This window comes from Rathayibacter sp. AY1C7, assembly GCF_002931865.1.
Lineage (GTDB): Bacteria > Actinomycetota > Actinomycetes > Actinomycetales > Microbacteriaceae > Rathayibacter.
Window position 1 is genome coordinate 18,409 of sequence record NZ_PSWB01000004.1, and the last position, 20,149, is coordinate 38,557.

The window sequence follows — 20,149 nt, forward strand, 5'->3', positions numbered from 1 at the left end:
CGTCCGCGCGATGCCGGCCCGCCGCCTATCCTTGAGGGCGATGTCGAACTCCCGCGCCGAGGCCGCCTACCTGCGCTCCCTCGGCGCTTTCCGGACGCCGACACTCGATCTCCTCCACGGCCGCTACGCGCCTTTCGTCGTCGCCGCTCTGTCGCTCGTGTTCACGGTCGACCGGCAGGCCGTGGCGGTCGCCGACGCGCACGCCGAGGTGGGGGAGCTGCTCGAGGAGCTCCGCTCGGCCGGGTACGACGAGGGCGAGCGCGCTCTGCCGAGCGGCACGGCGCGCGAGGTGTGCCGCTACTGGGTCCGCGTCGGCTGGCTCGTGCCGCAGATCGAGGGCGAGGCCGAGGTCTACCGGCTGAGCGCCCACGCCGTGAGCGCCCTCGAGATCACCGGGCGCACCGGAGGCGGACGCACGCGCGTCTCGAACTCGCGGGTGCGCACTCTGCTGGAGGCGGTCGAGCGGCTGGCCGCGGACGTCGAGCCCGACCCGGAGGCCCGGCTCTCGCGGCTCCGCGAGGAGCGGGCGCGCCTGGACGTCGAGATCGCCGCCCTCGAGGAGGGCGCCGGTCTCGAGCCTGCCGACGACGAGCAGCTCCTGGAGGAGGCCGAGAACGTGGTGCACCTCGCCCGCGAGCTGCCGGCCGACTTCGCGCGGGTGGCGGAGTCGATCAAGGCGATGCAGCGCGACGTGGTCGCGGACCTGCGCCGCGACGTCCGCCCGACCGGCGAGGTGCTGCGGGAGTACCTCGAGCGCGGGCAGCACGTGATGCAGGCGACCAGCGAGGGCCGTGCGTTCGCCGGAGCCCTCCGCCTCCTGGGCGACCCCGAGCGGATCGACGCGCTCGCCGACCAGCTCCACACGGTGCTCGTGCAGCCGTTCTCCCGCCTGATGGACCCCGCCCAGCGCGCGGAGCTGGCCGCGATCGGCCGCCGGGTGGAGCTGGGCGTGCAGGAGGTCCTGACCGCGCAGCGCCGCGCGTCCCACGTCATCACGGGCCAGGTCCGCACCCACGACCCCGCTCGCGACCGCCAGGTGGACGAGCTGCTGCGCGACGTGATGGCGGGGCTCCAGGAGTGGACGGGCGGGATCTCGCCGGACGCGCCGGTCGCGCCGCTGCGGCACCTGCCCGTCGCCGGGATCGGCCACCTGCGCCAGACCCTGGGAGACGTGCGTCCGGCCGGCGGGCCGGCGCCCCTGGCCGGAGACGACGGCGACGCCGAGTTCGTCGGCGACGACAGCCGGGCCTGGGGCGGTCCCCGCTACGCGGAGCTGGAGGCCTACGTGGCGGAGCTCGGCGACGAGTTCGATCTGGCGGACGCGTTCAGCGCGGCTCCGGAGGACACGCGACGGCCCGTCGACCTGCTCGGGCTGCTCGAGATCGCGCACCGGACGGGCCTCGTCGACCGCGAGGGCTACTCCGTCGTGAGCACGCGCCGACCCGACGGGACCGTGCGCCGCTTCGCCTTCGGATCCGTGACCGCCCGCACCGAGGAGGAGACCGACGATGAGTGACACCCTGGCGACCGACGGGCCCGCCGCCGATCCGTTCATCGCGCCCGTGTCGATGGAGGAGGACCCCGACGAGCTCTTCCCCGGCGACCGCGGCGTCCTCGACACCGAGGTGCGCCGGGTGCTCGTGCACGTGCTGCAGCGCCGCTTCCTCCTCGCCGACCGCCACCGCGAGCAGTGGGCCGTGCTCCAGGAGCACCGGCAGCTGATCGAGTCGCGGCTGAACGACCTGTTCGTGCGGCTCGTCGTCGACCACGAGCGAGGGGTCGCCTACAAGCAGCAGGTGCGCTCCGACGAGGTGGAGATGCCGGTGCTGCTGCGCGACCTCCCCTACACCCGCGCCGAGACGCTGGTGCTGGTGCACCTGCGCACGGTCCATCAGCGGGAGTCGGCGGCCGGCGAGGCGTCGGCGCGCGTGGACGTCGAGGAGGTCGAGCAGACGGTGCTCAGCTACTTCGCCGACGCCGAGCGCGACACCGCCCGCCGGCAGCGCATGGTCCGCAAGGCGCTGGAGCGGCTCGGGCGCGACGGCATCGTCGACGAGGAGTCCGCAGGGCGGTACCGGATCAGCCCGATCGTGGAGATCGTGCTGAGCGCGCCGAAGCTGCGGGAGCTGAGCGACTGGCTGCGCGGGCGGGCGGGCGAAGACGCTTCCTCGGTGGTCGCAGAAGCGGCGCCCGCCGAGGAGCCCGGCTCGGACGATCCGGAGCAGGCGGACGACGACGCGCTCGAGGACGACGGCCTCGACGAGGACGCGGACCCGCCCACGGACGGCGTCCTGCCCGGAGCCGATGTCGCGGACGACGAGCCGCTGGACGACGAGCCGACCGACGACGACACCCCCGACCCGGAGGACGACCCCCGATGACGATGCTCGACACCCTCTTCGGCCTGATCCCCGCCGCCTCCCGCGGTCAGCAGTGGCTCGCCGAGGACCTGCAGCTGGTCAACTGGGGCGGCTACGACGGCGCGCACCGGGTCCGCTTCTCGCCCGGCGCCACGCTCCTCTGCGGCGGCTCCGGCTCCGGCAAGTCCACACTGATGGACGCCTACATCGCCCTGATGATGCCGCACACCACGCCGTTCAACGGCGCCTCGAACGGCGGAGTGACGGGCCGTCCGCGCGGCGAGGACCAGCGCAACATCCTCTCCTACGCGCGCGGCAAGCTCGACGAGTCGCGCACGGACGAGGGCACGACCATGCGCGTCCTGCGCGGCGACGGAGTCGACACCTGGACCGCCGTCGCGATGACCTGGGTCGACCACGACGGCTCGCGCTTCAGCGCGGTCCGCGCCTGGTACGTCCCGGCCGGCTCCCGGGTGCTCGAGGAGACCGTGCGGATCCGCGCGAGCGCCGAGGGCCCGGTCGACGTCGCCGCGCTCGACCGGGCGGCGGCGCACCGCTTCTCCGACGCGTCGCTGCGCGCGGCGGGCCTGGATCCGCTCGGCACCGATCGCGAGTTCTCGGCGCGTCTGCACGCGGTGCTCGGCATCGGAGCGGCGGGAGCCGGATCGAAGGCGATGAGCCTGCTCGCCCGCATCCAGGCCGGTCAGCAGATCACGACCGTCGACGACCTCTACAAGCGGCTCGTGCTCGAGGAGCCCGAGACCCTGGCCTCCGCCGACGCGGTCGTCGCCCACTTCGACGAGCTCGAGAGCACGCGGCAGCGGATGCTCACCGCGCGCCAGCAGGTCGCGGCACTCGAGCCGTTGCGGGGTTTGCGCCTGCGCATCGCCGCGTCCGCGGAGCGCGTGCGCCTCATCGACGCGCTCGGGGAGTTCGACGCCCCGGTGTCGCCGGCGGCCCTGTGGCGCGCTGAGCAGCGCCTCGGCCTGCTGCGCGACGTCGAGGTCGAGCTGCGCGAGCGCACCCGCGCCGTCGACGCCGTGCTCCGCGAGAAGCGGGCGCTCGCCGAGGCGGCGGAGTCGGAGCGGGACGGGCTCGCCGAGGTGCTGCGGGCCTCCGGCGGCGACCGCCTCGAGACGGCCCAGCGCGAGCTCCGCGAGGTGGAGCGGCGGCTGGGAGCGGCGCGCGAGAACCGCGCCCGGCTCGAGGAAGACCTGCGCGCTCTCGGCGAGCCGGAGACCACCCGCGAGCGGTTCGAGGCGGTGCTCGCCCGGGCGGCGAGCGCGGCCGACGCCAAGCGCAGCACCCGTGCGGCCTGGTCGGACGCGGTCGCCGAGCGGAAGGCCGCGGCGCGCGAGCTCGCCGAGCTCGAGGCGGAGCAGCGCTCGGCCTCGGACCGTCGGGACAGCATCCCCCGGCCTTTGCACGAGGCGCGCGAGCGGATCGCGGAGGCAGCCGGCCTCACCGCCGACGACCTGCCCTTCGTCGGCGAGCTGGTCGAGGTGCGTGCCGAGTTCGAGCCCTGGCGCGAGGCGTTCACGCTCGCCCTCGGCGGCTTCGCGACGACGCTGATGATCGACTCCGCCCACCTCGACCGCTTCCGCCGCGCCATCGACTCCCTCCGGCTCCCGGTTCGGCTCCGCTACGAGGGCGTGGAGACCGGGCTCGAGGAGGTGCGGGGCCTCGACCCGCAGACGCTGCCCGGGCGCCTCGACTACCGCGCCACCGCCTTCACCGGCTGGCTGCAGGACCGGCTCGAGGACCGCTTCGGCTACGTGTGCGTCGACAGCGCTGCGGAGCTCGGACGCCACCGGCTCGCCCTGACCCTCACCGGTCAGCTCTCGCAGGGGCAGCGCGGTGCGCACGGCGGCCACGGCGCCGCGAACGTCCTCGGCTTCTCCAACACCCGTCGACTCCGCGAGCTGAACGCCCTGGTCGAGGCGGCCCGGGCCCGCAGCGCGGCGGCCGTCTCGGCGGCGTCGGCGGCGGAGGAGGCCCTCGATGCGCTCGACGACCGGATGACGCGCCACGCCCGCCTCGCGCTGGTGAGCTGGGAGACGGTCGACGTCGAGTCGCTGCTCGCCGAGCAGGAGCGCTGGGAGGCGGTCGGCGCCGAGGCTGCGGAGGCGAACCCCGAGCTCGCCGGGCTGCAGCAGCAGATCGACGGGCTGCGCGGCCGCCTCGAGCGCCTCCGCCAGGAGATCGCCCGCGCCGGTGTGGAGCGCGAGCGGATCGAGGCGGAGTGGGCCGTCGTGGTCGACGACGTCGACGCGAGCCAGGCAGTTCTCGATGCGGCGGAGCGCGCAGGACGCGAGCTCGACGACGACCAGCGCGCCTTCCTGGACGCCCGGTTCACGCTGACCGAGGCCGCGGCGTCCGGCAGCGCCTCGGACGTCCTGGTCCGCTTCGACGCAGCGCTCGCCACGGCAGCGCAGCGACTGGCGGAGGACCGCCGCTCCGCGGCCGAGGCGCACGAGCAGCAGCGCGAGAGCGCCGGCCGGATCATGGCCGGCTTCCTCGACCGCTGGCCGAACCCCAACCTGCTCGCGGACCCCGAGGCGTCCGCGGGCGACTTCGAGCGGCTGCTCGACGCCCTCGAGACCAGCGGCCTGCACCGGCTCGAGACCGAGTGGCGCGACAGCCTGCTCACGCTCTCCGGCAACGACCTCACGAGCTTCGACTCCACGCTCGGCCGCTCGCTGCGGGAGATCCGCGAGCGGATCGAGCCGATCAACGTGATCATGCAGGATCTGCCGTTCTACGACGACGGCCACCGCCTGCAGATCACGACGCGCGAGAACCAGTCGGAGGTGCGCCGTCGCTTCCGCCGCGAGCTCCGCGAGGTGCGCGCGCAGATCCAGGCCGTGTCCGCGGAGGAGGAGCGCGAGCAGGTCTACCGGCGGATGTCCCGGCTCATCCAGCGGCTGCGGCGCACCGCGCCCGACTTCGGCGACCTCGTCGACGTCCGCAACCACGTCCGGGTCAGCGCCGAGCGCGTGGACGCCGTCACCCGAGCGCACGTGGCGCTGTACGACCACATCGGCGAGAAGTCCGGCGGGGAGTCGCAGGAGCTGATCGCCTTCATCGTCGGGGCAGCGCTGCGCTACCAGCTCGGCGACGCTGGAGCCGACCGCCCCCGGTACGCCCCGGTCTTCATGGACGAGGCGCTGATCAAGGCCGACGCCCACTTCACCAAGCGGGCGATCGGTGCGTGGCGCGGTCTCGGCTTCCAGCTCGTGATCGGCGCCCCGAACGACAAGTACAGCGCGATCGAGCCGCACGTCGAGGTGGAGTACGACATCCTCAAGGACACGCGCGGACGCTCCTGGGCCAGGCCGAAGGTGGGCCTGGCCCCCTAGGGCTTCGTGCCGATCTTCGCGTGGCTGCGCGAGTAGGCGAAGTAGATCGCGAAGCCCACGGCCAGCCAGATCAGGAAGCGCAGCCAGGTCTCGATCGAGAGGTTGAGCATCAGGTAGGTGCAGATCAGGGCCGAGAGCAGCGGGAGCCACGGGTTCAGCGGGACCCGGAAGCCGCGCTTCAGGTCGGGCCGCTTGCGGCGCAGCACCACGACGCCGACCGAGACCAGCACGAACGCCGAGAGCGTTCCGATGTTGACCATCTCCTCGAGCACGCCGATCGGAGTGAGCCCGGCGAGCAGCGCGACGACGATGGTCACGACCACGGAGGTGAACCACGGCGTGCGCAGGCGCGGGTGGACGGTGGCCAGGCGCCGGGGGAGGAGTCCGTCGCGCGCCATCGCGAAGATGATGCGCGTCGCTCCGATCAGCAGCGTCAGCACGACGGTGGTCAGACCGGCGACGGCGCCGGCCGAGATGACCGTCGCCATCCAGGTCTGCCCGTGGTAGGCGAACGCGTTGGCGAGCGCGGCCGACGGGTCGAGCTCGCGGTAGGGGACCATGCCGGTCACGACGAGGGCGACGGCGCAGTACAGGACCGTGCAGATGATCAGCGAGGCGATGATGCCGATGGGCAGGTCGCGCTGGGGGCGGCGGGTCTCCTCCGCGGTCGTCGCGACGACGTCGAACCCGATGTAGGCGAAGAACACCAGGGAGGCGCCGGCGATGATGCCGCCGACCCCGAACGTGGCCGGCTCGATGCCCGAGAGGAACTGGAGCAGCGGCTGGGTCAGACCGGACGCGGACGGCGAGGGCTCGGCGGCGGGGACGAACGGCGTGTAGTTGGCGGTGTTGACGAACTGCAGGCCCGCGATGATGACGAACAGGACGATGAACAGCTTGATCGCGACGAGCACCAGGTTGACGCGCAGCGATTCCTTGATCCCGAAGGTCATCAGCGCGCCGAGCACGAGGACGAGCAGGATCGCCGGCACGTCGACCACGCCGCCGTAGGTGAGCGCCGGCGGGAGGGTCACTCCCAGCTGCTGCAGCAGCGACCCGAGGTACGCGCTCCACCCCTGCGCGACCACGCTCGCTCCGAGGAACAGCTCGAGGATCAGGTCCCAGCCGATGATCCAGGCGAAGAGCTCGCCGAGGGAGGCGTAGGAGAAGGTGTAGGCGGAGCCCGACACCGGGACCGTGGAGGCGAACTCGGCGTAGCACATGGCCGCGAGGGCGCAGGCGAAGGCGGCGACGACGAAGCTCAGGACGATCGCCGGTCCGGCGATGTCGTGGGCGGCGCGGCCGGTGAGGGTGAAGATGCCGGCGCCGATGACGACTCCGACGCCGAAGACCGTGAGATCGAGCGCGGTCAGCGACTTCTTGAGCTTGTACTCGGGCTCATCGGTGTCGGCGATCGACTGCTCGACGGACTTGGTGCGGAGGAGGCTCACGGTGGTTCTCTCTGTGGGCTGCGGGGTGGAGGCGCGAGGGCCACTGGGGAGGATAGCGGGGCGGGCGCCTCTGCCGCGCCGGGCGTCGCGCGAGTACGCTTCCCGGCCATGAGCAGGATCTTCTCCGTGGCGTTCGCCGACGTGCACCCCCTCTACGTGGCGAAGGCGGAGCGCAAGGGCCGGACGAGGGAGGAGGTCGACGAGGCGGTCCGCTGGCTCACCGGCTTCTCGGACGAGGAGCTGGCCCGGCACCTCGAGAGCAGGACGACCTTCGAGGAGTTCTTCGCGGCGGCGCGCCTGCCTCCGCAGGCCTCGGCGATCACGGGGATGATCTGCGGCGTGCGGGTCGAGACGATCGAGGATCCGCTGATGCAGCGCATCCGGTACCTCGACAAGCTGATCGACGAGATCGCGAAGGGACGGCCGATGGCGAAGGTGCTGCGGGCTCCCGCGGCCGGCTGAGCCGCCGGCCCCGGGCGCTCCTCCACAGGCGCCGATCCGCTCCGGTTCTCCCCGGTCCGGGCCGGTGGGATCTCGCACCGCCGGCGACGCGAGCAGGGTGTCGGACATGACATCCACACAGCGAACCCCTGCTCCTCCGTCCCGCCGCCGCGATCCCGAAGTCCTGCGGGCGAGCGCGATCCAGGACCTCCTGGCGGCCGTCCCCTCCATCATCGGCATCCGTCCGGAGGAGTCCGTCGTGGTGGTGCCGTTCCTCGGCACGCGCGCCGGGGGAGGCTTCCGGATCCCGCTCCCGGAGACGCTGCGCGGGATGGAGGCGGAGGCGCTGGCGGGCGGCTGCGCGGCCATGATGGAGACGATGCCGCGGGCCACCGGTGTGCTGGTGGTGGTCTGCACCCGTGCGGGCTACGCCGAGGAGCGGGGGATCCCGCATCTCGACCTCGGCCACGCGGTGCTCCGGCGCCTGGAGCGCACGCGCCTGGACATCATCGCCGTGGCCTGCATCGCCGCCGACGGATGGGGGCGCTACACGGACGCCGAGGAGTGCCGCAGGCCACGTCCGCTCCTCGAGATCGAGCGGAGCGAGACCGGCGTCCTCGCCCGAGCGGTGGCCGACGAGCCACTGGACATCGACGCGCTCTCCGTGCTGCCGCCGGTCGCCGAGGACGATCGCGCGCTCGTCGCGGAGGTGCTCCGCCGGCCGCCCCTGGTCGGCGACATGGAACGGCTCGTCGATCGCTGGCTCAGCGGACCGCGGGACGTCCGCCGCGAAGGACTGATCGTGCGAACCCTGCAGTCGCCGCCCCTCCGCGACCGGGTGACCGTGCAGATCGCGCGGAGCCCGCAGGCAGGAGTGGGAGTGCCGCCCGGCGCGGTGGGCGACGCCCGCGCCGGAACGGACGACGACCACGACCTCGAGCTGTCGGCCCTGCTGCTCGGCAGCGGGCGTGCTCCGGAGCGCGGCCGTCTGGCGCGGGCGACCGGGCTCCTCGCCCGCGCCGCCGCGCTGGCGCCGGAGGAGGCGCGCTCCTCTGTGCTCACCGTTCTCGCGTGGTGCTGGTGGGCGAGGGGAGTCTCGAGCCTCGCGGGGCTCCACCTCGACGAGGCGCTGCGGCTCGACCCCGACGACTCGATGGCCCGGCTCTACGCCTCGCTGTTCGCGGCCCGCCCCCTGCCGGACTGGGTGCTCGCGGCCGCTGCCGAGGCCCTCGATGCCGCGAGCGCCTGAGGTCGGGCGCCGGCCGGTGCGCTCGCCCCGGAGACGGATGCTCTTGCGCGGGAGAGGGGACGGCCCTAATGTGCAACCACATGGTTGTACGAACGGACGCCGACACCGACCTGCTCTTCCGGGCGCTGGCCGACAGCACCCGCCGCGACATCGTCGCCCGGGTGCTGGTCGGCGAGCAGTCCGTCTCCGCACTCGCGGCGCGCTACGAGATGTCGTTCGCGGCGGTGCAGAAGCACGTGGCCGTCCTCGAGCGGGCGGCACTCGTCCGCAAGCGGAGGAGCGGGCGGGAGCAGCTGGTGCAGGGTGAGGTCGCCGCAGTGCGGCGGGCGTCGCGCCTGCTCGACGCCTACGAGCAGCTGTGGGCGGGGAGGATCGACCGCATGTCGGACCTCTTCGACGAGGAGTGACACCCGCGAGCCGATCGGCGCGCGGGATCTGCTGGAGGGAGAGGCGCGATGAGCGTGCTGCAGTCCGTGAAGGACATCGAGGAACTGACCCTGACCGTGACCGCCGAGTTCGACGCGGGGATCGAGCGCGTCTGGCTCCTCTGGACGGATCCGCGCCGCCTCGAGCGCTGGTGGGGGCCGCCGACCTGGCCGGCGACCTTCGAGCGGCACGAGCCGGTCGAGGGCGGACGGAGCGCCTACGTCATGACGGGACCGGACGGCGAGCAGGCGCGCGGCTGGTGGCGCGTGACCCGGGTGGAGGAGCCGACGCGGTTCGAGTTCGAGGACGGCTTCGCCGACGAGCGGGGCGATCCGGTCGACGCGCTGGGGATCACCCGGGCCACGGTCACCCTCGACGAGATCGAGCCGGGGCGCACGCGGATGGTCCTCAGCAGCCGTTTCGAGTCGGTCGAGCAGCTCGAGCAGATGGTCCAGATGGGCATGGAGGAGGGACTCCGCCAGGCGATGGGGCAGATCGACGCGATCCTGCTCGAGGACTGAGTCGGCGCCGTCGCCCCGGAGGCCTCGGCGCTCGCCGCGCCGAGCCTCCGGGCGGAGGAGCCGTCCGCGCTACTGCTCGGGGTCGGTGAGGGCGGCGGCGTAGGCGCGGACGGAGCGCTGGTACCGGGGGAGCACCGGAGCCAGCGCCTCCAGCGCGATCCGCAGGGCCTCGTCGACGCGCCCGGCGCTGTGCAGGGCGAGCGCGAGGAACACCTCCCGCGCGGAGCCCACCGCGGGGTGCGCAGCGGCGCCGGCGAGGAGGTCGATCGCCTCATCGGTGCGGCCGAGGTTCCGGAGGGTCGAGGCGTACTGGATCGTCAACCGCGCCCGCCGCTCGTCATCCAGGCCGGCGGCGAGGGCGCGCTCGTACTCGACCGCCGCCTCCGCCTCGTGTCCCGCGCTGTCGAGGGCGCCGCCCAGCTCGAAAGCGGCGACTCCGTCGTGTCCCGGGTAGCGGGCTGCGAGGACGCGCATCCGCTCGACGACGCCGTCCGGGTCGTCCTGAGCGTCGAGGCGCTCGACCGCCGCGAGCCAGAGGGCGAGCGCGTCGGTCTCGGGGCGGTCGGGGTCGGAGGCGCGTGTCTCGATCACGCCTCCGACGCTACCGCGCCCGCACAGTGCGGGGAGCGGGGCTACGAGGCGGTCGAGTCGGCGCCGTCGTCGTCCGACTCGCCGTCGTCGGAGCCGGAGGTGCCCGCTCCGACCGGCGCGGCGCGTCGGCCGGCCTCGATCAGGGCGGTCGACGCAGCCGCTCCGCCGATCAGGGCGAACAGCGCCCAGCCGGCTCCCCACTTGCGCTTGCCGATCAGGGCGTCGAACGAGAGCGCGCCGGGGCCGTCCGCGACGATCGCGGCCGTCGCCGCGACGAGGACGGCGTTGTACTCCCACCCGCCGCCCGCGTTCCACAGGCCGTTGCTCCAGTGCACCTTGCGCACGGCGGTGACCATCGTGGCGACGAGTCCGGCGGCGGCGAGCGGAGTCGCGGCGCCGAGGGCGAGAGCGGCGCCTCCGGCCGTCTCGGTCACCGCTGCGGCGACGGCGTTGCGCCGGGCCGGGTGCATCTCCAGGCTCGACATCATCTGCTCGGTGCCGTCGAGGCCGGGGCCGTCGAACGAGCCCCGCAGCTTCTGCAGACCGTGTCCGACGAAGAGCCCGCCGACGGCGAGACGGAGAACGAGTGAGCCGACCTTCATGGTGACCTCCGGGGTGGGGTGGGGACGTGTAGTGCGAGGGTCCCGGCTGCGCCGCGCCCGGTCAAGGGGTCGCGCCCGGTGAGCGGGCCGAGCAGGAGGCGTGCGCGCTCGGGGAGGGCTCAGAGCAGCGTGTAGGCGGACGCGTCCATCATCACGGTGCCGTCGGTGCACACCTGGAGCTCGGCGGGGGCGCGGACCGCGCCGTCCGGGGCGTCGAGGACCTCGGCGACGAGGAACGCGGAGGTCCCGACCGCGCAGCCGTAGGCGCCGGGGGAGTGCCAGGCGACCCGGACGTCCGCCCGGGCGCCCGGGATGAGGATCACGGGAGCGTCGGGGTTCGGGCCGGACGCGTCGGCGACCGCGCTGATCCGGTTCCCGTCGGCGTCGGTCGCGTAGACGCCGGGGATTCCCGCGAGAGCGCAGTCGGAGGAGGAGGTGCTGGTGAGCACGAGGTCGAAGGCGCTGTTCCCGGCACCCGACGCGTCGGGGTCGGGGCGGTACTCCATCGTCAGGTCGGAGCCCGTGCAGCGCGCGGCCGCCGGATCCGCGGCGGGAGAACCGGTCGACGAGGGCTCGGGGGTCGCCGTGACCGTCACGGTCACGGTGGGAGTCGGCGTCGGAGCGGGAGTCGGCGAAGACGTCGGGGTCGCGGTCGCGGTCGGCGTCGGGAGCGGCGTCCGCGCGGACGGGGCTCCGCCGCTGCCCGCGCAGCCGGAGAGGGCGAGAACGAGTGCTGCTGCTGCCAGCGCGGAGGCGCCGGTCCGGTGCGAGAACGTGCTCATGTCCGCAGTCTGCCACCGCCCGGACCGATCGGCCCCGCGGATCCGCGAGCATTCTCGGAGGTCCCGGTCAGGGAGGCGGAGGACGGATGCGGCGGGCGTCCGGAGGTGCCCCTCCCCGCGCCCGCCGCACCGGGGTCGGCGCTAGACGCGGACGACCATCTTCCCGGTGTTGCCGCCGCGCATCATCGAGAGGAACGCGTCCACGGCGTGGTCGATGCCGTCGACGACGGTCTCGTCGTAGGCGATCTCTCCGTCGGCGAACCAGCCGGCCATCAGCCGGTTGAACTCCGGCGCGTGGTCGAGGTAGCCGGACAGCGTGAAGCCGCGCAGCGTGAGACCGCGGGTGATGATGTTCGCCATGTTGTCGGGGCCGGGCGTCTTCTCGGTGCTGTTGTAGCCGGCGATCGCTCCGCAGAGCGCCGCGCGGCCGCCGTCGCGGAAGGCGTCGAGGGCCGCCTCGAGGTGGTCGCCGCCGACGTTGTCGAAGTACACGTCGATCCCGTCGGGCGCGGCCTCGGCCAGCTGCTCGCGGACCGGGCCGGAGTGGTAGTCGAAGGCGGCGTCGTAGCCGTACTTCTCGGTCAGCAGGGCGACCTTCTCGGCCGAACCCGCGGATCCGACGACCCGCTCGGCTCCGAGGAGGCGCGCGATCTGGCCGGCGGCCGAGCCGACGGCTCCCGCGGCGCCCGAGACGAAGACGGTGTCGCCCTCCTTCATGCCCGCGATGGCGGTGAGCCCGACGTACGCGGTGAGTCCGGTCATCCCGAGGATGCCGAGGCGGAGCGAGAGCGGCACTCCGGGGATCTCGGGGACGACGCGGAACTGCGACGACTCGGCCTGCACGACGTCGCGCCAGCCGAGCTGGTGCAGGACCGCGCTGCCGACGGGGAACGCGGGGTCGTCGGAGACGGTCACCCGGCCGACGGCACCGCCGGTCATGGTCTCGCCGAGGGCGAAGGGCGGGGTGTAGCTCTTCACGTCGTTCATGCGGCCGCGCATGTAGGGGTCGACCGAGAGGAAGGCGTTCTCGACGCGGATCTCGCCCGCGGCCGGGTCGCCGTACTCGACGGTCGCGGTCCGGAAGTCCTCGGCGACGGACCAGCCGTCGGGGCGGCGGACGAGCTGGATCTGGGTGCTGGTGACGGTGCTCATAGGACCTTTCGTGGTGGTGCAGCGGAGGGGATCAGAGTGAGAGGCCGACGGCGAGAGCGATCACCGCGAGCAGACCCGGGGTCATCTGGGTCAGCGCGGCGCGGCGCTTTGTCGGAGCGGAGAGGAGCAGGACGAGTGCTGCGGCGACCATCGATCCGGCGCCGGCGAACATGAGGGCCGCGCCGACGGCGGTGGCGCCGATCGCGACGGCGACGATGCCCGCCACGGTGACGACGGCGAGGAAGAGGTTGTAGAAGCCCTGGTTGTAGGCCATCTCCTTCGTCGCCTCCGCCTCGCCGGCGGTCGTGCCGAACGTCGATCGGGCGCGCGAGGTCGTCCAGAGGACCGACTCGAGCACGAAGATGTAGACGTGCAGCGCCGCGGCGAGAGCGGCGAGCACCAGTCCGAGAACGATCACGGCGGGCCTCCAGGCGATGGTCGTGGTGCGGAGGGCTCCGCACCGATTGTGTAACGACCAGTCCACAATATACTGGAGCGAGCGGTCCGCGCCAGTGCGGCGCCGCAGCTGTCACCCCTCAGGAGGAGCACCGTGGGTCGCACGCAGGGCTTCGACACCGAGCAGGTCGTCCGCGCCGCCCGCGCCGTCTTCTGGGAGAGCGGCTTCGAGGAGGCGTCCCTCCCGGACCTGGAGTCCGCGACCGGACTGCGCCGCTCCAGCCTCTACCACGCCTTCGGCAGCAAGCGCGGGCTCTTCGACGCTGCCGTGCAGAGCTACCTCGACGAGGTGGTGCGGCCCCGGCTCGCCCCGCTCGTCGATCCGGGAGGGGCGTCGCCGACGGCGCTCGAGGTGTACTTCACCGGGCTGCGGGCGGCGCTCGCCGACTCCCGCACGCTCTCGGCGAGGAGCGGCTGCCTGCTGCTCAACGCCGCGGGCGCGCCGATCGCGCGCGACGACGCCGTGCGCGAGGTGATCGCCGACTACCGGGCCGAGCTGCTGGGCGCACTGCGCGCCGGAGCGCTGGCCCGCTGGCCCGACGCGCAGGCGTGGGCGTCGGCTCAGGCGGACGTCCTCGTGTCGCTCCTGGTGGCCGCGCTCGTGCTGGCCCGCGTCGATCCGGCGCAGTCGCTCGCCACCGTGGACGCCGCGCTCGCGCTCGTCCGATCCTCCGCGCCCTGACGGCCATCGCGACGAACGCCGGAGCACCGCTCTCGCGCCGGGCCCGCCCTCGCACCCGGCGCGCCGGGTCGGCCCGCACAGCACGACGCCCCCGTGCGCCTCGCGTCCCGGTGGGACGGACGCGCGCGGGGGCGTCGGACGGGCGGGGTCAGTCGGTTCCGGCGTCGAACGCCGCACCCTCCGAGGCCAGGTCGGTGGCGCGTCCGAGCGCATCGGCCGCTGCGGACCCGCCGCCCTCGGTGATCGCATCGGCCTCGCCGATCTCGAGCTCGCCGACGAGCTCGGCGGTCGGACCGCCGACGAGGCCGGCGGCCGCGTACTGCTCGAGCCGCGAGCGGGAGTCGGCGATGTCGAGGTTGCGCATCGTGAGCTGCCCGATGCGGTCCTCGGGGCCGAAGGCGGCGTCGCCGACCCGCTCCATCGAGAGCTTGTCCGGGTGGTAGCTCAGCGCGGGGCCGGTCGTGTCGAGGATCGTGTAGTCGTCGCCGCGGCGCAGACGCAGGGTGACCTCCCCGGAGACGGCCGAGCCGACCCAGCGCTGGATGGACTCGCGCAGCATCAGCGACTGCGGGTCGAGCCAGCGGCCCTCGTACATCAGGCGGCCGAGACGGCGGCCCTCCGAGTGGTACTGGGCGACGGTGTCCTCGTTGTGGATCGCGTTCAGCAGGCGCTCGTAGGCGATGTGCAGCAGCGCCATGCCGGGGGCCTCGTAGATGCCGCGGCTCTTGGCCTCGATGATCCGGTTCTCGATCTGGTCCGAGACGCCGAGCCCGTGGCGTCCGCCGATCGCGTTCGCCTCGAGCACGAGCGCGACGGCGTCCGAGAACTCGACGCCGTTCAGCGCGACGGGACGGCCGGCCTCGAAGCGCACCGAGACGACCTCGGAGGCGATCTCGACCTCGTCGCGCCACGACGCGACCCCCATGATCGGCTCGACGAGCTCGAGGCCGCTGGAGAGCTCCTCGAGGCGCTTGGCCTCGTGGGTGGCGCCCCAGATGTTGGCGTCGGTCGAGTAGGCCTTCTCGGTGGCGTCGCGGTAGGGGAAGCCGCGGGCGACCAGCCACTCCGACATCTCGGTGCGGCCGCCGAGCTCGTTGACGAACTGCACGTCGAGCCAGGGCTTGTAGATGCGCAGGCGGGGGTTGGCGAGCAGGCCGTAGCGGTAGAACCGCTCGATGTCGTTGCCCTTGTAGGTCGAGCCGTCGCCCCAGATGTCGACGCCGTCCTCGCGCATGGCGCGGACGAGGAGGGTGCCGGTCACGGCGCGGCCGAGGGGGGTGGTGTTGAAGTAGGTCTTGCCGCCGGAGCGGATGTGGAAGGCGCCGCACTGCAGGGCGACGAGCCCCTCCTCGACCAGCGCGCTCTTCGCGTCGACGAGGCGCGAGATCTCGGCGCCGTACTGGGCCGCGCGGGACGGGACGCTCTCGATGTCGGGCTCGTCGTACTGGCCGATGTCGGCCGTGTACGTGCAGGGCACCGCGCCCTTCTCGCGCATCCAGGCGACGGCGACGGATGTGTCGAGGCCTCCCGAGAATGCGATTCCGACACGCTCGCCCACGGGCAGACTGCTCAACACTTTCGACATGCCTCCGATTTTAGGAGGAACGGGGACCTCCTCCGTGCCGCGGGAGGTCCGAGCCGCCTCCCGGGGCGCCGGCGCGGGGTGCGCTCCGGCCGTGGGAGCACGTCCTCCGTCGATCCGCGTCGATCGCCGCCGCCCCGACCGGGGCGCGCGAGCCGGCCGGAGGCTCCGTGGTCCGGAGGCGGCGCCCGCGCCCCCGGCGCGGATCGCCCGCTCCGGCTGAGTAGTTCCGCGCGGCCCGGATGGACGGCCGTGGCGAGCGCGTGCCAGGCTCCGCTCGACCCCGGCTTCCGCCGCCGCCGCCTCCGAAAGGGCTCTCCGTGCCACGACCTACTCATCGCCTCGCGGCGATGGCCCTCGCCTGCCTGCTCGCCGCGGGCGGTTCCGCCGCTCTGGCGCCGTCCGCCCTCGCGACGCAGGCCGTCGCCGAGACTCCGACCGCCTTCGTCCCGGGGGAGACTCCGCCCGCAGAGGCACGCGGATCGCAGACCTACACGAATGCCCTCCTCGGCGGCGACTCGCTCGACGCGGGCGAGCGCATCTTCTCGAACGGAGACTCCGCGAGCTTCGAGATGCAGGCGGACGGCAACGCCGTGATCTACGACGCCGGGCGCCGCCCCGTCTGGAGCACCAGGACCCAGGGCACCGGAGCGACCACGGTGCGGATGCAGGAGGACGGCAACCTCGTCGTCGTGACCGGCTCCGGCACGCCCGTCTGGGCGTCCGGGACCGCGGGGGAGACCGGCGCGCTCGCCCTCATCCAGGACGACGGGCAGCTCGTGCTCGTCCGTCCGAACGGGGACACGGCCTGGTCCTCGGCCGACGAGCAGGAGCCCGAGCCGGAGCCGATCGCCGACGTCCTCGACAGCGGGCGCGAGCTCTCTCCGGGACAGCAGCTGACCGCCTCCGACGGCCGCTCGCGCGCCGCGATGCAGAGCGACGGCAATCTTGTCGTCTACGTGGACGGATCGCCGCGCTGGAGCTCCGCCACCTCCGGAGCGGGCAACCGCCTCGCGATGCAGACCGACGGGAACGCGGTGGTCTCGGCCCCCGGGTCCGGCGTGCGCTGGCAGGCGGGAACGCCCGGGAACCCGGGCGCGCGGATGCGGATGCAGAACGACGGCAACCTGGTGATCACCGCCGCCTCCGGACGGCCGCTCTGGGCGAGCTCGACCTCGCGCGCGCCCGAGATCCGCGACGTCCTCTCCTCCGGCTCGCGGCTCAGCCGGGGACAGCAGCTCACCTCGCCGGACGGCCGGTCCCGTGCCTCCCTGCAGGGCGACGGCAATCTCGCGGTCTACTCGCGGGGGGACGTCCGCTGGGGCGCCGGCACCCAGGGCGAGGGCGAGACGCTCTCGATGCAGTCGGACGGCAACGCCGTGGTCACCTCCGCCTCGGGCCGACCCCTCTGGGCCTCGGGTACGGCGGGCAACCCGGGATCCCGCCTGCAGATGCAGAACGACGGCAACCTGGTCGTCTACTCCGCCTCGGGCCGCGCGCTGTGGGCGAGCGACACCCCTCCGGCGCCGCCCGCGCCCGCCGTCCGGGACACCCTCTCCTCCGGGAGCCGGCTCACCTCCGGACAGCTGCTGCGCTCCTCCGACGGAGGAAGCGAGGCGGTCATGCAGGGCGACGGCAACCTCGTCGTCTACTCGCGCGGCTCGGCCCGCTGGGCGGCCGGCACGTCCGGAGGCGGCAAACGGCTCGAGATGCAGTCCGACGGCAACGCCGTGGTCTACGCGGGCTCCGGCGGAGCGCGCTGGCAGTCCGGCACGGCGGGCAGCCCGGGCTCCCGGATGGTCATGCAGAACGACGGCAACCTGGTGATCTACTCGCCGCAGGGCCGCGCACTCTGGGCCAGCACGCAGGCCGCGGCGCCTGCACCGGCGCCAGGACCGGGACGACCTGCTTATCCCGGCGACGCTGTGAACTGCGACGACTTCCCGGACCAGGCCTCAGCTCAGCGGTACTTCGACCTGTACTACCCGTACTACGGCGATGTCGCCGGGCTCGACAGGGACGACGACGGGCTCGTCTGCGAGTCCAACTGAAGGCAGCGAAGGTCCGCCCCTGACGGAGGGGCGGGCCTTCGGCGGTCCTCCGACGACGAGAGCCTCACCCTCCTCTCTCAGGCCCGAGCGGTCCCCTGCAGGCCTCCGTGCCACGCTCGCGGGTATCGAGTGGCGAAGACGATTCGCCTGCGCGAGAGGCTCTCCGGCGGACGACCATCGACGAGTCGCCTTGCGCGCCGACGCTCCGCTGCCGCGCGAGCTCCCGCGCCGCCGGGCGACCCGGCATGCTGGGGCAGGACTCCGCCGACGACGCGGATCGGAAGGACGCCATGACCCCGACGACCCCCTCCAGCCGCGAGAGCCTGCTGGTCACCCCTGACGAGCTCGCCGAGCTCATGGCCTCCACCGAGCCGCCGCTCGTCCTCGACGTGCGCTGGCGCCTCGACCGGCCCGACGGCCGCCCGGAGTACCTCGCGGGCCACCTGCCCGGCGCGGTGCACGTCGACCTCGATCACGAGCTGGCCGCCCACGGCGAGCCGGAGGAGGGGCGCCACCCGCTGCCTCCGATCGAGGTGCTGCAGGAGGCGGCGTGCGGCTGGGGGCTCCGCCGAGGCCGGTCCGTCGTCGTGTACGACGACGCGCAGAGCGTCCCGGCCGCGCGGGCCTGGTGGCTGCTGCGGGCGACGGGAGTGGAGGACGTCCGCCTGCTCGACGGGTCGCTCGCCGGCTGGATCCGCTCGGGGCGGGAGCTCGAGACGGGCGACGTCCCGCGCGAGCGGGGCGACGTCGAGCTGGCCTACGGTCGGCTCCCGGTGCTGGACATCGACGAGGCGGCGGCGCTGCCCTCGGCGGGCGTCCTGCTCGACGCCCGCGCCCCTGAGCGGTACCGCGGCGAGGTCGAGCCGATCGACCCGCGGGCGGGCCACATCTCCGGCGCTCGGAACGCTCCGGCGTCCGCGGCGCTCGACTCCGAGGGGCGGTTCCGGCCCGCCTCGGACCTGCGCGCGGGATTCGAGGCGCTCGGCGTGCGGGAGGACGCCCCCGTCGGCGTGTACTGCGGCAGCGGTGTCTCGGCCGCGGTCGACGTCGTCGCGCTCACGCTCGCGGGCTTCGCGCCGGCGCTCTATCCGGGCTCCTGGTCGCAGTGGTCGAGCACGCCGGGCCGGACGGTGGCGACCGGCCCGGAGGCCTGAACCGCCTGCTCCGGAGCGCCCGCGGAGCTCAGCTGAGGCGGGAGTGCTCGCCGAGGTGGTGCCAGGTGCGGTTGTGGTAGACGAGCGGCGCCGTGGTCTCGGAGTCCTCGGGCACGTGGGCCTCGAGGGCGTGCACGGCGACGATCGTGGACGATCCCGCCTCCATGCGGTTGATCACCGTGCCGCGGATCCAGGCGGCGGCGCCCGGGAAGAACGGCTCGCCCGTGGGCAGCCGCGACCAGAGCGACGTATCGGCGAAGCGGTCGATGCCGCTGGTCGAGCCCAGACGCGCCAGGTCGAGCTGCTCCGCCCCGAGCAGGTGCACGACCAGCGTCTCGGACGCCTGGATGGCCGGAGAGCTGGACGAGGCGGACGAGAGCGAGAAGACGAACAGCGGCGGCTCGGCGCTCACCGAGAAGACGGAGGTCGCGGTCAGGGCGACCGGTCCGGTGCCCGGGTCCGCGGTGATCAGCGCGACTCCGGCGGCGTGGTTGCGGAACGCGAGCTTGAAGTCCTCCGGGGAGAGTCCGGCGAAGGCGCGGTGCTCCGGCTCGCGGTCCGGGGTGGTGGCGAGGTTCTCGCGGCTCATCGGAGACTCCTGATCGATCGAGGGTGCGGCACGGGGTGGTGGCCCGCCGTCGCGCCGCAGCACGGCTCCTCCAGACTGGCGCACCGGCCGGGGGAGGGCCGCCCCATTGCGGAGTATGACGCCGCCACCTCGGGGAACGCCGATCCGCCGCTCCCTGTTCCCGATCACGCCGGATCGGGTGCCCGTCGTCGGCGCCGGCCTCCGCGCGCCCGTCGCTCGCCCTCAGCGCAACCCGTCGCCGCGGCCGCGGTCTGCGCGCAGACTCGAGGGCATGGCCCACCGTCAGCGCACGTCCACCGAGCATCCCGAGAGCAAGACCTGCGCCTCCTGCGGTCGCGAGATCGAGTGGCGCGCGAAGTGGGCGCGCGACTGGGAGGACGTCCGCTACTGCTCGGACGCCTGCCGCCGTCGCGGAGTCGGACCGGAGGAGGCGCGGCTCGAGGAGGAGATCCGCACCGTCCTGCTCGCGCGAGCGGCGTCGTCGACGGCGTGCCCGTCCGAGGTCGCGCGCCGGGTCGGCGGCGAGGAGTGGCGGCCGCTGATGGAGCCCGTGCGCCGGGCCGCGCGCCGCCTGGTCGACCGGGGCGAGATCGACATCGTGCAGGGCGGACAGGTCGTCGACCCCTCGCGGGCGAAGGGCCCGATCCGGCTGCGGCGGCGCCCCGGCGGACCCCTGTCGCCGGGCGGCGCCGCGGGCTAGC

General features: G+C 73.7%; 19 protein-coding genes. 11 read left to right on the plus strand and 8 right to left on the minus strand.

From position 1 onward, the window contains the following. Positions 1 to 40 precede the first annotated feature (40 nt). From C5C69_RS03000 to C5C69_RS03010, 3 genes are read left to right on the plus strand one after another with little or no spacing between them, the layout of a single operon-like run. Positions 41 to 1,516 carry a DUF3375 domain-containing protein gene (locus C5C69_RS03000; RefSeq protein ID WP_104257293.1) on the plus strand — a complete coding sequence of 492 codons (1,476 nt, stop codon included), beginning with the start codon at positions 41 to 43 and terminating at the stop codon, positions 1,514 to 1,516. Further along, the gene (locus C5C69_RS03005) at positions 1,509 to 2,381 is read left to right on the plus strand and encodes a DUF4194 domain-containing protein (RefSeq protein WP_104233383.1); all 873 of its coding nucleotides are present in this window, start codon (positions 1,509 to 1,511) and stop codon (positions 2,379 to 2,381) included. Before C5C69_RS03000 ends, C5C69_RS03005 begins: the two co-directional genes overlap by 8 nt. Then, positions 2,378 to 5,719, plus strand: a complete 3,342-nt coding sequence (locus C5C69_RS03010) for an ATP-binding protein (protein WP_104257294.1) — start codon at positions 2,378 to 2,380, stop codon at positions 5,717 to 5,719. The genes C5C69_RS03005 and C5C69_RS03010 overlap by 4 nt, the downstream gene beginning before the upstream one ends. On the opposite strand, the gene C5C69_RS03015 is transcribed toward C5C69_RS03010, so the two are convergent. Then, positions 5,716 to 7,170, minus strand: a complete 1,455-nt coding sequence (locus tag C5C69_RS03015) for an amino acid permease (protein ID WP_104257295.1) — start codon at positions 7,168 to 7,170, stop codon at positions 5,716 to 5,718. The two genes, C5C69_RS03010 and C5C69_RS03015, sit on opposite strands and share 4 nt — an antisense overlap. A 108-nt stretch (positions 7,171 to 7,278) precedes the next feature. On the opposite strand from C5C69_RS03015, the gene C5C69_RS03020 reads away from it, so the two are divergent. The 4 genes from C5C69_RS03020 (at position 7,279) to C5C69_RS03035 (ending at position 9,807) form a co-directional block, all read left to right on the plus strand. Beyond that, positions 7,279 to 7,632: a DUF2200 domain-containing protein gene (locus C5C69_RS03020; RefSeq protein ID WP_104257296.1), complete on the plus strand. Its 354-nt coding sequence runs from the start codon at positions 7,279 to 7,281 to the stop codon at positions 7,630 to 7,632. Positions 7,633 to 7,738: 106 nt separating this feature from the next. After that, a complete protein-coding gene (locus C5C69_RS03025; RefSeq protein WP_104257297.1) occupies positions 7,739 to 8,860 on the plus strand; it encodes a DUF4192 family protein in 1,122 nt (373 codons plus the stop codon). 80 nt (positions 8,861 to 8,940) lie between these two features. Beyond that, positions 8,941 to 9,267, plus strand: a complete 327-nt coding sequence (locus C5C69_RS03030; protein ID WP_104257336.1) for a helix-turn-helix domain-containing protein — start codon at positions 8,941 to 8,943, stop codon at positions 9,265 to 9,267. Positions 9,268 to 9,315: 48 nt separating this feature from the next. Beyond that, entirely contained in the window at positions 9,316 to 9,807 is a 492-nt protein-coding gene (locus C5C69_RS03035) for an SRPBCC domain-containing protein (protein WP_104222538.1), read from the plus strand. A 69-nt stretch (positions 9,808 to 9,876) separates the two neighbouring features. On the opposite strand, the gene C5C69_RS03040 is transcribed toward C5C69_RS03035, so the two are convergent. The 5 genes from C5C69_RS03040 to C5C69_RS03065 all read right to left on the minus strand — a co-directional run bounded on the left by C5C69_RS03040 (position 9,877) and on the right by C5C69_RS03065 (position 13,352). Beyond that, positions 9,877 to 10,398, minus strand: coding sequence for a tetratricopeptide repeat protein (locus C5C69_RS03040; protein WP_258062897.1), 522 nt, complete (start codon positions 10,396 to 10,398; stop codon positions 9,877 to 9,879). Between the two features lie 41 nt (positions 10,399 to 10,439). Further along, positions 10,440 to 11,000 carry a DoxX family protein gene (locus C5C69_RS03045; RefSeq protein ID WP_104257298.1) on the minus strand — a complete coding sequence of 187 codons (561 nt, stop codon included), beginning with the start codon at positions 10,998 to 11,000 and terminating at the stop codon, positions 10,440 to 10,442. A gap of 119 nt (positions 11,001 to 11,119) precedes the next feature. Continuing rightward, the gene (locus C5C69_RS16860; protein ID WP_181127016.1) at positions 11,120 to 11,782 is read right to left on the minus strand and encodes a DUF4232 domain-containing protein; all 663 of its coding nucleotides are present in this window, start codon (positions 11,780 to 11,782) and stop codon (positions 11,120 to 11,122) included. 141 nt (positions 11,783 to 11,923) lie between these two features. Further along, positions 11,924 to 12,934, minus strand: a complete 1,011-nt coding sequence (locus tag C5C69_RS03060) for an NADP-dependent oxidoreductase (RefSeq protein WP_104257301.1) — start codon at positions 12,932 to 12,934, stop codon at positions 11,924 to 11,926. Between the two features lie 31 nt (positions 12,935 to 12,965). After that, a complete protein-coding gene (locus tag C5C69_RS03065; RefSeq protein WP_104255470.1) occupies positions 12,966 to 13,352 on the minus strand; it encodes a DUF1304 domain-containing protein in 387 nt (128 codons plus the stop codon). A gap of 132 nt (positions 13,353 to 13,484) precedes the next feature. Here C5C69_RS03065 and C5C69_RS03070 point away from each other — a divergent pair, with 132 nt between their 5' ends. Then, entirely contained in the window at positions 13,485 to 14,072 is a 588-nt protein-coding gene (locus C5C69_RS03070; RefSeq protein WP_104225404.1) for a TetR/AcrR family transcriptional regulator, read from the plus strand. Positions 14,073 to 14,220: 148 nt separating this feature from the next. On the opposite strand, the gene argG is transcribed toward C5C69_RS03070, so the two are convergent. Beyond that, positions 14,221 to 15,657 carry an argininosuccinate synthase gene (gene argG / locus C5C69_RS03075; RefSeq protein ID WP_104222545.1) on the minus strand — a complete coding sequence of 479 codons (1,437 nt, stop codon included), beginning with the start codon at positions 15,655 to 15,657 and terminating at the stop codon, positions 14,221 to 14,223. A gap of 347 nt (positions 15,658 to 16,004) precedes the next feature. Between argG and C5C69_RS03080 the strand changes: the two genes are divergently transcribed. Together C5C69_RS03080 and C5C69_RS03085 are read left to right on the plus strand one after the other, a co-directional pair. Further along, positions 16,005 to 17,705 carry a hypothetical protein gene (locus C5C69_RS03080; protein ID WP_181127017.1) on the plus strand — a complete coding sequence of 567 codons (1,701 nt, stop codon included), beginning with the start codon at positions 16,005 to 16,007 and terminating at the stop codon, positions 17,703 to 17,705. Positions 17,706 to 17,995: 290 nt separating this feature from the next. Beyond that, the gene (locus C5C69_RS03085) at positions 17,996 to 18,859 is read left to right on the plus strand and encodes a sulfurtransferase (protein WP_104257338.1); all 864 of its coding nucleotides are present in this window, start codon (positions 17,996 to 17,998) and stop codon (positions 18,857 to 18,859) included. A 28-nt stretch (positions 18,860 to 18,887) separates the two neighbouring features. Here C5C69_RS03085 and C5C69_RS03090 read toward each other — a convergent pair whose 3' ends face one another. After that, positions 18,888 to 19,448 (minus strand): flavin reductase family protein, encoded by a 561-nt coding sequence (locus C5C69_RS03090; protein WP_104222547.1) that lies wholly within the window; start codon positions 19,446 to 19,448, stop codon positions 18,888 to 18,890. Between the two features lie 271 nt (positions 19,449 to 19,719). On the opposite strand from C5C69_RS03090, the gene C5C69_RS03095 reads away from it, so the two are divergent. Further along, positions 19,720 to 20,148, plus strand: a complete 429-nt coding sequence (locus tag C5C69_RS03095) for a DUF2256 and DUF3253 domain-containing protein (protein ID WP_104257303.1) — start codon at positions 19,720 to 19,722, stop codon at positions 20,146 to 20,148. Position 20,149: the final 1 nt, after the last annotated feature.

Coding starts and splice junctions, on each gene's coding strand:
- C5C69_RS03000 (WP_104257293.1), top strand. CDS start 41: ATGTCGAACTCCCGCGCCGAGGCCGCCTACCTGCGCTCCCTCGGCGCT.
- C5C69_RS03005 (WP_104233383.1), top strand. CDS start 1,509: ATGAGTGACACCCTGGCGACCGACGGGCCCGCCGCCGATCCGTTCATC.
- C5C69_RS03010 (WP_104257294.1), top strand. CDS start 2,378: ATGACGATGCTCGACACCCTCTTCGGCCTGATCCCCGCCGCCTCCCGC.
- C5C69_RS03020 (WP_104257296.1), top strand. CDS start 7,279: ATGAGCAGGATCTTCTCCGTGGCGTTCGCCGACGTGCACCCCCTCTAC.
- C5C69_RS03025 (WP_104257297.1), top strand. CDS start 7,739: ATGACATCCACACAGCGAACCCCTGCTCCTCCGTCCCGCCGCCGCGAT.
- C5C69_RS03030 (WP_104257336.1), top strand. CDS start 8,941: ATGGTTGTACGAACGGACGCCGACACCGACCTGCTCTTCCGGGCGCTG.
- C5C69_RS03035 (WP_104222538.1), top strand. CDS start 9,316: ATGAGCGTGCTGCAGTCCGTGAAGGACATCGAGGAACTGACCCTGACC.
- C5C69_RS03045 (WP_104257298.1), bottom strand. CDS start 11,000: ATGAAGGTCGGCTCACTCGTTCTCCGTCTCGCCGTCGGCGGGCTCTTC.
- C5C69_RS16860 (WP_181127016.1), bottom strand. CDS start 11,782: ATGAGCACGTTCTCGCACCGGACCGGCGCCTCCGCGCTGGCAGCAGCA.
- C5C69_RS03060 (WP_104257301.1), bottom strand. CDS start 12,934: ATGAGCACCGTCACCAGCACCCAGATCCAGCTCGTCCGCCGCCCCGAC.
- argG (WP_104222545.1), bottom strand. CDS start 15,657: ATGTCGAAAGTGTTGAGCAGTCTGCCCGTGGGCGAGCGTGTCGGAATC.
- C5C69_RS03080 (WP_181127017.1), top strand. CDS start 16,005: ATGGCCCTCGCCTGCCTGCTCGCCGCGGGCGGTTCCGCCGCTCTGGCG.
- C5C69_RS03085 (WP_104257338.1), top strand. CDS start 17,996: ATGACCCCGACGACCCCCTCCAGCCGCGAGAGCCTGCTGGTCACCCCT.
- C5C69_RS03090 (WP_104222547.1), bottom strand. CDS start 19,448: ATGAGCCGCGAGAACCTCGCCACCACCCCGGACCGCGAGCCGGAGCAC.
- C5C69_RS03095 (WP_104257303.1), top strand. CDS start 19,720: ATGGCCCACCGTCAGCGCACGTCCACCGAGCATCCCGAGAGCAAGACC.